Source organism: Geitlerinema sp. PCC 9228 (genome assembly GCF_001870905.1).
Classification (GTDB): Bacteria; Cyanobacteriota; Cyanobacteriia; order Cyanobacteriales; family PCC-9228; genus PCC-9228.
Map to the genome: position 1 here is coordinate 15,667 of NZ_LNDC01000073.1, position 14,834 is coordinate 30,500.

11 protein-coding genes are annotated in these 14,834 nt (G+C 50.8%); 6 read left to right on the forward strand and 5 right to left on the reverse strand.

Translation table 11 applies throughout. The features are described from left to right. The first annotated feature begins 70 nt into the window (after positions 1 to 70). The 3 genes from AS151_RS05650 (at position 71) to AS151_RS05660 (ending at position 3,142) form a co-directional block, all read left to right on the forward strand. Complete coding sequence (locus AS151_RS05650) at positions 71 to 1,834, forward strand: peptidoglycan-binding protein (protein ID WP_084639425.1); 1,764 nt, start codon at positions 71 to 73, stop codon at positions 1,832 to 1,834. A 235-nt stretch (positions 1,835 to 2,069) separates the two neighbouring features. Continuing rightward, positions 2,070 to 2,282, forward strand: a complete 213-nt coding sequence (locus AS151_RS05655) for a hypothetical protein (RefSeq protein WP_071516077.1) — start codon at positions 2,070 to 2,072, stop codon at positions 2,280 to 2,282. Between the two features lie 209 nt (positions 2,283 to 2,491). Continuing rightward, entirely contained in the window at positions 2,492 to 3,142 is a 651-nt protein-coding gene (locus AS151_RS05660) for a M23 family metallopeptidase (protein ID WP_071516078.1), read from the forward strand. 14 nt (positions 3,143 to 3,156) lie between these two features. Here AS151_RS05660 and ftsH read toward each other — a convergent pair whose 3' ends face one another. The 3 genes from ftsH to AS151_RS05680 form a co-directional block, all read right to left on the reverse strand. After that, complete coding sequence (gene ftsH / locus AS151_RS05665) at positions 3,157 to 5,013, reverse strand: ATP-dependent zinc metalloprotease FtsH (protein WP_071516079.1); 1,857 nt, start codon at positions 5,011 to 5,013, stop codon at positions 3,157 to 3,159. A 315-nt stretch (positions 5,014 to 5,328) separates the two neighbouring features. After that, positions 5,329 to 7,230 carry a biosynthetic-type acetolactate synthase large subunit gene (gene ilvB, locus AS151_RS05670; RefSeq protein WP_343327420.1) on the reverse strand — a complete coding sequence of 634 codons (1,902 nt, stop codon included), beginning with the start codon at positions 7,228 to 7,230 and terminating at the stop codon, positions 5,329 to 5,331. Between the two features lie 492 nt (positions 7,231 to 7,722). Continuing rightward, on the reverse strand, positions 7,723 to 8,313 hold the full coding sequence (locus AS151_RS05680; RefSeq protein ID WP_071516105.1) for a hypothetical protein: 591 nt from the start codon (positions 8,311 to 8,313) through the stop codon (positions 7,723 to 7,725). 181 nt (positions 8,314 to 8,494) lie between these two features. On the opposite strand from AS151_RS05680, the gene AS151_RS05685 reads away from it, so the two are divergent. Continuing rightward, positions 8,495 to 9,616: a ferrochelatase gene (locus AS151_RS05685; protein WP_071516081.1), complete on the forward strand. Its 1,122-nt coding sequence runs from the start codon at positions 8,495 to 8,497 to the stop codon at positions 9,614 to 9,616. A gap of 34 nt (positions 9,617 to 9,650) precedes the next feature. Here the strand turns inward: AS151_RS05685 and rppA are convergent, their stop codons facing one another. After that, positions 9,651 to 10,343: a two-component system response regulator RppA gene (gene rppA, locus AS151_RS05690; protein WP_071516082.1), complete on the reverse strand. Its 693-nt coding sequence runs from the start codon at positions 10,341 to 10,343 to the stop codon at positions 9,651 to 9,653. Positions 10,344 to 10,455: 112 nt separating this feature from the next. On the opposite strand from rppA, the gene AS151_RS05695 reads away from it, so the two are divergent. Together AS151_RS05695 and AS151_RS05700 are read left to right on the forward strand one after the other, a co-directional pair. Then, positions 10,456 to 12,270 carry an ABC transporter ATP-binding protein gene (locus AS151_RS05695; protein ID WP_071516083.1) on the forward strand — a complete coding sequence of 605 codons (1,815 nt, stop codon included), beginning with the start codon at positions 10,456 to 10,458 and terminating at the stop codon, positions 12,268 to 12,270. 436 nt (positions 12,271 to 12,706) lie between these two features. Beyond that, positions 12,707 to 14,170, forward strand: coding sequence for a BCD family MFS transporter (locus tag AS151_RS05700; RefSeq protein WP_170861326.1), 1,464 nt, complete (start codon positions 12,707 to 12,709; stop codon positions 14,168 to 14,170). 305 nt (positions 14,171 to 14,475) lie between these two features. Here the strand turns inward: AS151_RS05700 and AS151_RS05710 are convergent, their stop codons facing one another. Further along, positions 14,476 to 14,703 (reverse strand): hypothetical protein, encoded by a 228-nt coding sequence (locus AS151_RS05710; RefSeq protein WP_071516085.1) that lies wholly within the window; start codon positions 14,701 to 14,703, stop codon positions 14,476 to 14,478. Positions 14,704 to 14,834: the final 131 nt, after the last annotated feature.

The window sequence follows — 14,834 nt, forward strand, 5'->3', positions numbered from 1 at the left end:
AGCTATCCTGGGTAGCGTATTCCAAACTGCAGGGGCGGGGAATAGCTAAAATTTTGGCATAGCAAACACCATGACGAACCACCCGCCTGTATTTTCTATGAGGCGTTACTTTCCTCCCGTTCTTGTCTTACTGTCTCTCGTTGGCTGCGAATGGTCCGCACTTTCTTGGAAGGCAAGTACTGGCGCGTGGCTTTCTTCAGCGGAGCACCCCCCAGTCACCATCCATTTGCTGGTAGCACCAGCCAACGCCCAGGAATCTTCTCCTTCCGGGAAAATCCGCAATTTAGAAATTGAATCGCTCCCTACCTTGCGCGTAGGCGACGAAGCACCGGAAGTGGCCAAACTCCAAACCAATTTACAAAAACTGGGGTACTACCAAGGGGAAATTAGCAATACGTTTACCCCAGCCACCCAACAGGCCCTGGTGCAATTTCAACAGGATTCCAACCTCACCAGCGATGGCGTGGCTGGTCCCAACACATGGAAAACCCTGTTCGTGACGGCTGCCACGGAGTCAGATACCGCCAGCGATCCGGAGACGGCGGCCAACCAAACCGAAGCAAGCAGTTCCAACGAGGGTCAAGGGGAAGGGGAGGCATCCGAACAGGAAGAGGCGTCGGATTCGTCCTCGACCGATGGTGAAAATACTCAATCTAATGGGGGCTGGCGCGGCCGGTTTTCGAGAATCGCCTTGCTAGTCTTCGGGGGGATTTTCGGCATTGGTGCTTTTGCTGGTTTGTTTGCCATTTTGTTGAAGCTATCGGGGAGTGAGGAAGACCAATTGGAAACCCCACCTGCCAGTTCTGGGAAATCTGGAAAATCCGATGTGGATGCCACACCTAGCGACCAAAGTGCCAATCCTTTCCCTACGCAGACCCCAGAAACGTCCCCCTCTCCGGCAGCAGCTCCTACACAAACCGAAGCCCCACCCTCCCAACCAGCAGCAGCCCCTGCCTACGAACCAGAATCGGGTAGTTCTTCGTCAGAAACGGAGGTAGTTTCGGCTTCTTCCTCTCTGGAAGCCGCCCCAGAAACCTCTCAAACCAATGGCAAGTCGGGGGGAGAACGCCATACAGCTTCGGAATCGCCAGCCGAGACCAACCCCCGTGAGTCGGAATCCAGCCTGTCGCAACCCAACCAACCATCCCAGCTGGCGAAAATCAATATTGTAGAAGAGCTGATTAAGGAACTGCAAGCCCCTGACCCGGTAAAACGACGCAAAGCCATTTGGGAATTGGGGCAGCAGGGAGATTCGCGAGCGGTATATCCTTTGTTGAATTTGATGTTGGAGTCCGATTCCAAACAGCAGGGGTTGATTTTGGCGGCGTTGGCAGAAATTGGTACTCGGATAACAAGCCCTTTGAATCAGGCATTGGTTATGGCGTTGCAAGCAGATAAGCCAGAAGTTCGTAAAAATGCGATTCGAGATCTGATGCGCGTTTACGATTCCTTTGCAGAAGTGAGCCACTTGCTGAGCCACGCCCACCACGACCCGGACCCGCAGGTGCAAGAAACGGCGCAATGGGCGATTGCCAAGCTTCACCGCCTACGCGCGATCGCACAAGGAGACATTCCCAAAACTTCCCGACGCTTCCCCAGCGACGAAATTTCCTTGCCTTCTCCGGTGCAACAGGTGGTGAATATCATGCTGTTTCGCGGGGAAGTGACCCTAGAAGAAGCGGCCGAATCCACGGGATACGAACGAGATACGGTGGAGAAAATGCTGGAACCTTTGGTCAAACAAAAGGTGATTGCCCGATATGAAGGGGAAGAAGGGATTTTTTACCGCATTAACCAGGTGCCTGAAAGTCCTGAATTTTCCAAGCAGGGATGAAAAGCGACCCGTGCGGCGGTCGCCGCCGTCAAAATCAAATTGAGGTGCTAGACTTTAAGGAAGCAGGCGCAATTTTCTAAATCTATTTTCGTTCATCTTGTCGAATGTCAGCTACGAATTTAAGCTCAAGCCGACATGCCGCCAGATTCACGCCATCGATTGGAAATTATGGGCTCAGAGAACGTAAAGATGGGGTCAAATCCCGAAAATCGCCTGTCAACGCCTGCCATTTAACATGCGACCAGCTGAATACCTCATTCCCGCCGATGCCCCTCGCCCTACCTATGCCAGTCAGTGCCAGGTATTCAGCTACGCCAAGAAAGACCATCCGCAACTGAAAATCCCCCAATTACAAGTTTTGCAGCACAAGCTGTTTGCAAACTCTCAAAAGTTTGGAGACCGCATGGATGGACATATATCCACGGGGATTTGGTTTTTGGTTGGTTGAAGAAAAAAGGGCGATTTCGCTCCTTTGTTTTCCCTAAAGTCAAGGAAACCTGTATGTATCGAAGGGAATCCAATGGACTTTCCCCTTCCCGATAGCTTCGTGGTAGGAGCCCGGATACGAAATAGCCACAATGGGCTACCATGAAGGTTATTGAAACCAATCGCTAACCGGTTGGTCTTTTCCCCAGTGTTGGTGGTGGAGTGTTGTGCATGCAGGAATTTTCCAGTTCGCGATCGCCATTTTTGCGAGCCACCTTGGTGGCAGGTAGCCTATTCGCCGTTTTTGCCAGCCTGAGCGCAGGTAGTGCCGGCGCTCAAACCAGTCTTCCCGCCCAATCGCGCTACCAACCCGCAGCCAATATGGCCAACCCTTGGCAATGGGCCTCGTTTCCGGTGGAAAACTTTCGCGGCTACAGTTCCGGATTTGGCTACCGCCAGTCGCCCATGGGCGGTCCTTCCCAGGAATTTCACTACGGCTTGGATATTGCCGCACCAGAAGGCAGCTACATTCGCAACTGGTGGCAGGGAGAAGTAGTGGAAATTATCAACGACGCTCGCTGCGGGGTGGGTTTGGCCATCCAATCCGGCGATTGGGAACATATTTACTGCCACATGAAAGGCAGCGTAGAAAGCCACCGGGGAACCCTCTATTTAGTGGACCGCAGCGGTGGCTTGCAAATCCGAAAAGGTCAGGTAGTAGCAGCGGGAACCCGCATCGGTCGCGTGGGCATGAGCGGACGTACCAACGGCCCCCACCTACACTGGGGCTTGAAATACGGAGGGCAATGGGTAGACCCGGCAGTAATTTTACGAGCTATGTACGACAGCCAGCGCCAACGGTCGTTGCCCTCCTCTTGGTAGGTGGATGTCCAAATTTAGCTACTGCTGTTGACTTTTTGCCGTTCCGGCAGCTTAGTGTATTCGGAAACAATCCGGCGGAATTCGTCGCCACTCATGGTTTCTACCTCAACTAGGATATCCACCAAGCAATCCATAAGTGAGCGATTCTCTCGAAGGATTCTACACGCTTTTTCGTAGCAAGTCACGGCTATGGAGCGTACTCTGTTGTCTATTCTCTTAGAAATTTTCTGAGAATACTCTGAACGAGAAACTAGATCGCGACCCAAAAAGACTTGATTGTCATCGCTTTCTAAAGAGGCTAGTCCTAAATCTGACATGCCGTAGCGAGTAATCATTGCCCGAGCTACTTGACTCACCACTCGCAAATCGTTGCCGGCACCGTTGGTAATTTCTGCATCGCCGAAAACTACCTGTTCGGCAGCACGACCTCCCAGAGTAATAGTAATGCGGTCCATTAGCCATGCGCGGGTATACAAACCGCTATCCACCATTTCCTCGTTAAGGAGGGGCTGGGAGAAACCGCCAACGCCCCCAGAACGGGGGATAATTGTCACCTTATTTAAGGGATCGGCGTTCTCCAACAGGGTCATGAGCAAGGCGTGACCCACTTCGTGATAAGCAATAATACGTTTTTTCTTGCTATCCAGCAAGGGAGCACCGCTCAACCCCACAATAATCCGATCGATGGCATCTTCGATCTCGGCCATGGTAATGGCATCTTTGCGCCGCCTAGCTCCCAAAATCGCTGCCTCGTTCATCAGGTTGGCTAAGTCAGCACCGGAAAAGCCAGGAGTGCGGCGGGCAATGGTTTCCAAGGAGACCTCTGGTGCCAGTTTTTTGTTGCGAGCGTGCACCTGTAAAATCCCCAAACGACCCTTGTATGTGGGCAAGTCTACGCCAATTTGCCGGTCAAAGCGACCCGGGCGCAAAAGGGCCATATCCAAAACGTCAGGGCGGTTGGTGGCAGCAATCACAATTACCCCCGCATTGGGTTCAAACCCATCCATTTCCGTCAGCAACTGATTGAGGGTTTGCTCGCGCTCGTCGTTGCCACCGCCAATGCCAGCGCCCCGCTGCCTGCCCACAGCGTCGATTTCATCCACAAACACCAAACAGGGGGAATTTTCTTTGGCTTTTTTAAACAAATCGCGGACTCGGGAAGCACCGACGCCCACAAACATTTCCACAAATTCCGACCCGGAAATGCTAAAGAATGGTACGTTGGCCTCCCCTGCGATCGCTTTGGCAAGTAATGTTTTCCCCGTTCCCGGGGCACCCACCAACAAAACGCCTTTGGGAATCTTAGCGCCTACCGCCGTGAAGCGTTCCGGCTGTTTGAGAAACGTAACCACCTCCTGTAGTTCGGCTTTGGCTTCCTCAATACCGGCCACATCTTCAAAGCTCACCCCAGTTTTGGCTTCCATGTGAAACTTAGCCCGGGATTTACCAAAACTAAACGCTTGGTTGCCCGCTTGGGTGGAACGGCGAACGATGAGAATCAACCCTCCCACCAGCAACACCACCAGCAGCAATCGCGATAAAATCGCCACGGTCATATCGCGATTGGGAGAAGGGTTCACATTTACCTGCAGCTCGTGGGCGCGAATTGCCTCCATGAGTTCCGGGTTTTGCTCGAACAGCTGGACTTCGTAGGTGCGGTCGGGATTGCCTTCTAGCTGGACCTGCGCCACTTGACGGGATGGATCCAGCTCCATTTGGGTAACTTTCTCGTTGCGGATTTTCTCCAACAACTCCCCATAACTCAACGATTCGCCTTCCGATTGGGCAAACGCTGGCGTCGCTAAGAACATGCCCGGTGCTAAGAGCAAACTGGCGAGAAATCCCCGCAAATTCCAGCTTTTTTTGGTCATTTGGGTCGTTTTAGAGGTCTGCTTCGATCTCTGGTTCAGCCTAGCTTGGAAACTGTTCATGAGTTCTAGATTTGATTCTGCCTGCGATGGTACCCAACTTCCCCCAGGGGTGTTGACGTGCGAAGCATTCGCCTGCTTTTTTTCAGTGTAACCTGTTCGCGAGTAGTTCGCGACTTTACCAGAAGGCTGTTTGCCCGAACGGATCCTTCCTAGGGCAATCTCCAGCAACGAATAAAATAGGAGTCAGAGGTCGCATCCAAGCAGCCTCACGACTCCCACCAGCAATGCCCAAGACCCGATCGCACGCCGGGCTGGTTACAGTTTGCTACCGCATTCGGGACAGAATTTGTTTTGCGGTTCGTTTTCGTGGCTGCAGTTGGGGCAAACCACCGGTGCGGATGCGTTGTTCTCTTGGGGGATTTCGGGCAAGCCTAACATCTGGGCGTTGCTCTTGCCAGGTGCCACCATAGGATAGCAGTTTTCATCCTTGGTCACCCGCACATCGAGCACGTAAGGACCGTCGTGAGCCAGCATTTGCGCGATCGCATCGGCCAGCTCTTCCCGCCGATAAACGGTTTTGCCAGAAAATCCGTGTGCCTGGCACAGCAGTTCGATATCCGGCATACCCACTTCCATATTGGAAGCCATGTACTTCTCTTGATAGAACGTTTGCTGCCACTGGCGTACCATGCCCTGCCAGCCGTTATTAATAATCACTGTTTTCACCCCAATCTTATATTGAGACAGGGTGCCCAACTCTTGCATGTTCATCAAAAAGCTGGCATCGCCGCTGATACAGATAACCGCTTCTTGGTCTGCTTCGAGAGCCACTTGCGCGCCCATCGCGGCGGGGACACCATAGCCCATGGTGCCCAAACCAGCGCTGGAAATCCACTTTCTGGGACCATTTTTTAGAAATTGCGCCGCCCACATTTGATGCTGCCCCACATCGGTGGTGTAGCAGGCATTGGGGGCTTGCCGACCCAACTCCACGATCGCTTCTTGGGGAGAAAGGGTATCTTCGGGATGGGGCACTTGCAACGGATACTGCTGCTTCCAGCGGTTGATGCGTTCCAACCAAGGTTGGGTACGTTGTGCCTGACGGGCCACATCTTCGTTGCTAGTAAAGAAACTATCCTGGCAGCGAGCCACCATATCCGCCAACACGTGGCGCACATCCCCCACAATTGGCACGTCGGGGGCGCGGTTTTTGCCCACTTCCGCCGGGTCGATGTCAATGTGAATCACCTTGGCATGGCAGGCGAAACGGTCCAATTTACCAGTAACGCGATCGTCAAAACGGGCACCTACCGCAATCAACAAATCGCAGTTGCTCACGGCAAAATTGGCATAGGCCGTACCGTGCATGCCCAACATGCCCAGCGCCAGGGGATGGTGTTCGTCAAAAGCCCCTTTGCCCATCAATGTGGTGGTAACGGGAATGTTGAAATATTCCGCTAGCTGCTTCAATTCCCAATGGGCATTGGAGGTAATGGCACCACCGCCCACGTAGAGTAAGGGCTGTTCTGCCGATGCCATCAGCTGCAATGCCTGTAAAATTTGTCGGGGATTGCCTTTAACTGTGGGGCGAAATCCGGGCAAATTCACCGTTCCCGGTTCCACCGGTACGTAGTCAAATTCTTCCAAGCCCACATCTTTGGGGAAGTCAATTAAAACTGGTCCTGGGCGACCCGTGGTGGCGATGTGAAACGCTTCTGCCACAATACGGGGAATATCTTTGGGGTCGCGAATGACGTAGGAATGCTTCACCAAAGGTAGGGTAATGCCGAAAATATCGGTTTCTTGGAACGCATCGGTGCCAATGGCAGCCCGGGGAACCTGACCGGTGATGGCTACCATGGGAATGGAGTCCATGTGGGCTGTGGCAATACCGGTAACTAAGTTGGTGGCCCCAGGTCCGGAAGTACCGAAGCAAACGCCCGGTTTGCCTGTGGCACGCGCGTAACCATCAGCAGCGTGGGCAGCACCTTGTTCGTGACGTACGAGAATGTGGCGCAAACTGCCGTTGGCTTCAAATTCGTGCAGGGCATCGTACACTGGCAAAATAGCACCGCCGGGATAGCCGAAAATGGTGGTCACGCCGTGGCGGCGCAAGCTATCGAGCAATGCATACCCACCGGTTTTGCGCATGGGTTGCACCGCTGGTAGGTCGGTAATGGGGGTTTTGAGTTGGGGTCTTCTTTCTGAAAGCACGATGGGTTCTCCTCTCTTTTCAAACAACAACGCCTACATGTTCATCATGACTTTAGAGTAAATTGCTTGTGTCTCACGTATAGGAAATTTTTAGCATTCTGAAAGGCTTGCTGCTGTTCGCTAACAAGATTTCGTTGGGCTACTGTAGCAAAAGGCTGTATAAGGACCCAAGCGAAACCATTGGCGAGCGGTTATTTTTGAAGGTACGCCAATTGTACCTCTCGAAACGGTTCGGTAATGGTTTCTTAAAATTTAATACCTTTTATAGGTGGAAGCATTTTCCTATACTAGATTGGCGAAACATACAAAATCTTACCTTTTTTGCAGCCAAAATGGGGAAGGTCTTTTTATTTTTCCCATCCATGGCGGTTGGTTGGTCAGATGGGGGAAATGGTTCGTTGTTCCTGGACTAGGCGATCGCACTTTCCCACTGGTCTGACGATGGTACGGGTGGGCAGTACGAGGAAATGCCATTGTGTGGTATCCATCTTTTCTCTAGAGAGAAACGCGATCGCATAGAATTTCTTTTTGCAGGATAGAAACCACAAACTCAGAGGCGGTGGTTCTGCGACTGGCTTGGTAAGGTGCTACCCACCATCCCCAAGTTTGGGCGGGATACTGCCACAAATCCAAATGATCGACAGCAGGCTCGGCGTAAAAGCTTCCCAATCCCCTTCCCAGTAGGTTAGAACTGATATGGGTAAAGGTATCGTGGCTGCAGCGATAAATGGGAAACTTCCCGTATAAAGGAACCCCCCAGCCGTCGAAGGCTATGAAGGTTTTTACGGTTCCCCCCCTCGCTTGCCAGCTGTTGGCAGCTGCGATCGCCCCGACAACCCCAGCACTGAACCCAATCAAGCCTAAGGGAACATCGCCAGTAGATACCGATGTTTGCAAAAACGACCAAACATGGGTAGGGGAATAGGGAGGATATTGAGAAACGGGAAGCACCAACGGTAAACCCAGGGAAATTCCGAGTGTGGCCGCTTGTCGTTCTACTTGCCGCCAAAAGCTATCGGTGAGCCTGGGGTCGTGAACACCACCACAAATCACCAATTGTACCGATGCCCGATGTTGTAGGTCCATAAAATCCACAAAAAAAAATTCTACAGCCGACATCCCCCTAGAGGGGATGTTAAACTATGAAGAAATCTATAGTTCCTGAAAAAACATTGGGTTAACCAGCTCGCCAGCGGGCATTGACCGTATGGGGTCGTCAGATCCATTTTGCACATCGTCTGTATTTCGGAGATTTAGGAGAAAAACTGTGGTTGCCACCGAAGAAACAATTCAAAATCAAACCCAGCAAGACTCGGAGAACAATCGAGTAGCCGTCTTATTGATGGGATATGGGGAAGTGGAAAGCTACGACGAATTTGCCAATTATAACGAACAGGCCTTAAACCTGCTGACGGCGAAGTTTGCTCCGGTTCCCACGTGGGTGTATCCGCTGCTGGCTAAATTACTGGCCTTATTTGACTTCCACGAATGGAACCACCAACACGATAGTTTTATTTCCCCCCACAATTCGATTTTTGAAAAACAACGGGCGGGCATTGAACAACAGCTGCAGCAACGTTGGGGCTCGCGCGTTCAAGTATTTAAAGCATACAACTTTTGCAAACCCTTTTTACCCCACCAAGTTCTCGAACAAATCCGTGGGGAAGGTTTTGATAAACTGCTGATTTATCCCCTGTTGGTGGTCGATTCTATCTTTACCAGCGGCATTGCCGTAGAACAGGTCAACAAAGCGTTGGAAGCCCAAAAAGACACCACCGAACACTGGGTAAAAAATATCCGCTACATTCCTTCCTTTTACAACCAACCCGATTATCTAGATTTAATGGCGCGGATGGTGGAGGAGAAAGTAGCCAGCGAACTGTCAGATAAATACCTGCGATCGCAAATTGGCATCATCCTCATGAACCACGGCTGCCCCATGAAAGCCAAAGGATTTACCTCTGGGGTTACCGAAAGCGAAGCCCTCTACGAACAAGTGCGGGAACGCCTCATCAACCGTTATCCGCTGATTTCTGTAGGTTGGCTCAACCACGATACCCCCCTCATCGAATGGACGCAACCGGACGTCAAAACCGCCGGCGATAACTTAATTCAGCTGGGCGCAAAAGCATTGGTGTTCATGCCCATCGGGTTTGCCACCGAAAACCACGAAACCCTCTTAGACGTGGACCACATTATCCACGAACTCCAGCACCAACACTCGGACATTACTTACATTCAAATGCCTTGTGTCAACGATCGCCCGGAATTTTTGCGCATGGCATCCGACTGGGCAGACACGCAAATCGAAGCTCTACTAAGCGAAGACAGCGTTAACATCAATCCCAGCTTAGCCCAGCCCGGTACCCATCACCACCACCATCACTAAACAAGTAGGGTGGGCAGAGCCCACCCTATATAAATCAGCTTTCTTGACTATCTTGCAGCCGATATCCTTTCCCGTATACCGACTGAATCAGTTGGGGTTCTCCTTTTTTAGCAATTTTGCGGCGGAGCAAACGCACCAAAGCCGCCAGTACATTGCTACTAGGGCGATCGCTGTCCGACCATAGATGTTGGTAGATTTGTGTATGGGTAAGCAGCTGTCCGGGATGGGAAAGAAACAACTCTAACAAGCGGGTTTCCTTTTCCGAAAGTTCGATTTTGCGATCGCCGCGATAAGCCAATTGGTTTTCCCGATCCAAGCGCAAATCCGCCACCTGGAGACGATCGTTTTTCACATCTCGCTGGGAAGGTTCGCTGCGTCGCAAACTAGCACGCACCCGCGCCAGCAACTCCCGCAGTTCAAAAGGCTTGACAATATAATCATCTGCCCCCGCATCCAAACCAGCCACCCGGTCATCTAAAGTATCCTTCGCCGTCAGAAACAAAACCGGCGTGGTATCCCCTCGCTCGCGCAACTCCTGACAAAGCTGCAACCCCGACTTGCCCGGCATCAACCAATCCAAAATAAACAAATCGTAGCTACCCTGTGCTGCCATTTCCACCCCCGTGGTGCCATCGTAGGCAACATCCACATCATAGCCTTCCTTCGTCAGCACGCGATACAACGGATCGGTTAGTTCCACTTCGTCATCCACCAACAAAATACGCATAGGTTTTCAGCGTTGTTTGCCATCCATCAAGAAAAGTCAATACCACCACGCTCTAAAAAAACGCCATCAGATACCAATAGCGAGCATTGAACGGGAAACGTACAATAAAATTATGACTATTTCCGATGCCACCTTACAAAATCGACCTTCCCAGCGCGAAAACGACTGGCGCTTATTTTTGCGGTTGGTGCCCTATGCCCGCCGCCATAAAAAACTATTGCTATCTTCCATTTTATTACTATTTCCTTTATCCTTTGCCGGTGCCGTCCAACCCATTTTGGTGGGGCAAGCGGTTTCCCTCATTCGCGGCGAAGAAACATTTTTCTTACTAGAAGGCAAAACCATTCCCGAAGGTTTAAACCTACTGTCGATTCTGCTTTTGCTAACCGTCGTTTTGCGCATGGTCTTGGAAGCTTCCCAAGGATTTTTGGTGCAAAAAGTCGGGCAGCAGATTACCACCGATATTCGCAACGACTTATTTCGCCATGTCACCTCCCTGGCTTCTAGCTTTTTCGATCGCACCCCTGTAGGCAAACTGATTACCCGACTCACCAGCGACGTTAACGCCTTGGGGGAAGTATTTTCCACCGGTGCCATTGGCGTCATTACCGATTTGTTTTCCATTGTCATCCTTGCCGTTGCCATGTTCGCCGTGCAGTGGCAGCTTGCCAGCATGCTGGTATTGATGCTTTTTCCCGTAGCCGGCGTAGTCATGTATTTCCAAAACCAATACCGCAAAGCCAACTATCGGGTGCGCGAAGAACTATCCAGCCTCAACGCCATGCTCCAGGAAAATATTACCGGCATTAACATCGTACAGCTGTTTGGGCGGCAACGGTACAACAGCGAAATGTTTCGGGAAAACAACCAACGCTACATCGAACAAGTCGATCGGACCATTTTCCACGATGCTTCCGTATCCGCCATTTTAGAATGGATTTCCTTAGTCGCGATCGCAGCCGTGTTGTGGGCTGGTGGCAGCCTAGTTTTAGAAGACGCCCTCACCTTTGGTACCCTCTCCACCTTTATTCTATTTGCCCAACGTCTGTTCAACCCTTTACGTCAATTCGCAGAAAAATTCACCGCCATCCAAGCGGGATTTACCGCCATCGAACGCATTAGCGACATTCTCAACCAACCCATCGAAATTCGCGATCCTGAAGAAAACCGCCAGCAGCTAGAAGTTCACAGCACCCGTCGCGGCGAAATTCGCTTTGAAAACGTTTCCTTTGGCTACAAACCCAACGAATACGTACTCAAAAACTTAAACTTTACCATCGAACCCGGGGAAAAAGTGGCCATTGTTGGTCCTACCGGTGCCGGCAAAAGTTCGGTTATTCGCCTGCTATGCCGCCTTTACGAAACCACCGAAGGTCGGGTTTTGGTCGATGGTATTGACGTGCGCAACCTACCCCAAGCCGAACTGCGACGCCACGTCGGGGTCATTCTTCAAGATGGATTTGTTTTTTCTGGAGACATCAAAAGCAATATTGCCCTCGGCGAAAACTATTCCTGCGAGCAAATCCGAGAAGCCGCCCAAAAAACCAAAGTCGATCGCTCGATCGAAAAATTACCCCAAGGGTACGATACCAAACTCCGACAGCGCGGCACCAATTTATCCGGCGGTCAAAAGCAACTGCTAGCCTTTGCCCGGGTTGCCGTTCGCGATCCTCAAATTCTGGTATTGGATGAAGCAACCGCTAGTTTGGATGTCGCCACCGAAGCGTTGGTTCAGTCAGCTTTGGATCAATTGCTGGAAAACCGCACGGCTATTATTATCGCCCACCGGCTGTCTACCATCCGTAAAGCCGATCGCATTTTCGTTTTCAAGCAAGGGGAACTGGTGGAAGCCGGCACCCACGAAGAACTGATACGCCAAAAAGGGGTGTATGCCAGTTTGTACGAGTTACAGCAGTTGGGAACGTAGCCTTAGTTTGCCGTGGTTCCTTGCGATCTGAATTTCTACGAAAATTTTTACCAAACTTTCCCGATCGTTTCTGGCAACAACGGAAGAAGAGAATGGTAGATGCACCCTGATGAGTGAGTTATCCCTGGCACCCAGCCAGGGTTTTTTTTGCTTTTTTGCCCGAATCGCCTCGCTAATCCCATTTCTGAAAAACAACGATTGTCTGGAATTGCTCAATTGCCCTGGTAGGGGCGCTCACGCGTTGCGCCCCTACAAAAATGCCTCTATTATCTCTTGCATATTATTAAGAAAATGGTATAACATCTATTTTCCCATTCCCGTCTCCCCACCAGCCCCCATTGACATGTACCTTGTATAGGTAGGAAAGATGGCTCCATCTTTTAGAATGTCTCCAATGTCTCCCCTACCGAGTATGAGTACAGAAATCGATCGAAACATGGAACCAGCAAAGGAATCTCCGACGGATGCCCCTGTTGTTCCCAATATCAATTTGTTTACCATGTTCCGTCTGGGTTTGTTTCAGATGGGATTGGGCATCATGTCTCTGTTAACCCTGGGTGTATTAAACCGGGTGATGATTGATGAGTTGAAAGTGCCGGCTTTGATTGCCTCAGGAGCACTCGCCATGCACCAAGTGGTGGCACCAGCGAGGGTTTGGTTCGGCCAAATGTCGGATGCCAAGCCGATTTTGGGCACCCATCGTACTGGCTATGTCTGGATCGGTGCAGCGTTGTTTACCAGTGTTTCTTTTTTGGCGGTGCAAGTGGTTTGGCAGTTGGGTAATAGCATGGCGAGTGCTGGAGAACTCACCAATACCACCTACGCTTGGGCAGGGGTTTTGGCTTTGGTGTTTACCGTTTACGGTTTGGCACTCAGTGCGAGTTCGACGCCTTTTGCTGCCTTGCTGGTGGATATTTCCGATGAAGAGAACCGTTCCCAGCTCATTGGCATTGTTTGGTCGATGCTGATGGTGGGGATTATTGTGGGGGCGGTGATTAGCAGTATTTTGTTGGAACCGCTGACCCTGGATACGCCGGTTGCCCAAATGCAAGATTCGATTACCAGTTTGTTTGTGTTTGTGCCGGCGATTGTGTTTGCGATCGCAATTGTTTCGACGGTGGGGATAGAATCGAAATATTCCCGCTATGCCAACCGTTCCAGCGTTCGCGATCGCGAAGATAGCGTTACTTTGGGCAAAGCGTTGAAGGTGCTGACCGCCAGCCGCCAGACAGGTTTCTTTTTTACGTTTCTGTTGGTCATGACCGTGAGTTTGTTCATGCAGGAAGCGGTGTTGGAACCCTACGGCGGTGAAGTGTTTGGCATGCCTATTTCGGAAACGACGAAATTAAATGCTTTTTGGGGCACCGGAACCCTCATTGGCTTGAGTGGTACGGGATTTTTGATTACCCCGCGTTTGGGCAAACATAAAACGACCCGGTTGGGTTGTTTGCTTTCTGCCGGTACGTTTGCGATCATTATTTTGGCTGGCTTGACCCACAATCCTCAGTTTCTCCAATATGCTTTGTTGCTGTTTGGTTTGGCGTTGGGGATGACGACAACTGGAGCGTTAAGCCTCATGCTGGATTTGACGGTAGCGGAAACTGCCGGTACGTTTATCGGTGCTTGGGGATTGGCACAAGCGATCGCCCGTGCTTTGGCAACGGTTTTTGGCGGTGCGGTTTTGGATTTTGGCAAATGGATTTTGGTACAAGTACGCGGCGTGACGGATGTTACGCAGATTCCCGAACCGGAGTTGCTGCCAGCCTATGCTGTTGTGTTTGGTTTGCAGGCGGCAGGGATGCTCTTAGCAGTATGGTTTTTAAGTCGGGTGAATATCAAAGAGTTTCGCGACAATTCCAAACGTGCGGTCATGGCGGTCATTGAAAGCGATTTGGATTAGTTAAAACCAACAAAATTCCTGTAGGGGCGTTTTGCAAAGCGCCCCTAAATGGGAATTGACAAGTTTCCAGAAAGGCAATGGTTGTGATTTCAAAATACTAATACCAAATCCAACATGGAAAAACCACAATTTTTTTTGTCGGGGCAACCCCCCATTGGGGGTCCTTTTTGTCGGGGTAGGCTCGGGGCGCTCCCCCTTGCTTCGGCAGGCTCAGAACAAGTATTTTTGTGGTTTTATGTACATCGGATTTTATATAAGAATCAATTCAAAAACTGCTTGGTAATTCGTGGCGACGCTCTCTATCTTTAGCCACCAAATTGTCTGTCTTTTTGCAAAGCCCAATCCATGGTGCTGGTACGAATCCAATGATTGTAAATTTTTCCCCAATATTGGCCGTATTGCGCCCAGGTAGCATGGAGAAATTTTTGGACCACAGCAGCCAGTTGGGAACCAAAATCATCCAGCTCCCCTTTGACCAGCTCAGCTTGTTCTTTAGGGGCAATTCGCCCTTGGTTGCTTTTCTGTTTGAGCAACTTTTATACGAAGGCTTTGCTAACATCAAAGCGCGCCGCAACTTGCTGAATCGAGGTGTTTTCTCGTTCGTAGGTATGGATAATTTTTGGGCGCAAATCGATGGAATAGGTTTTCATAGTTTGTGTGCATG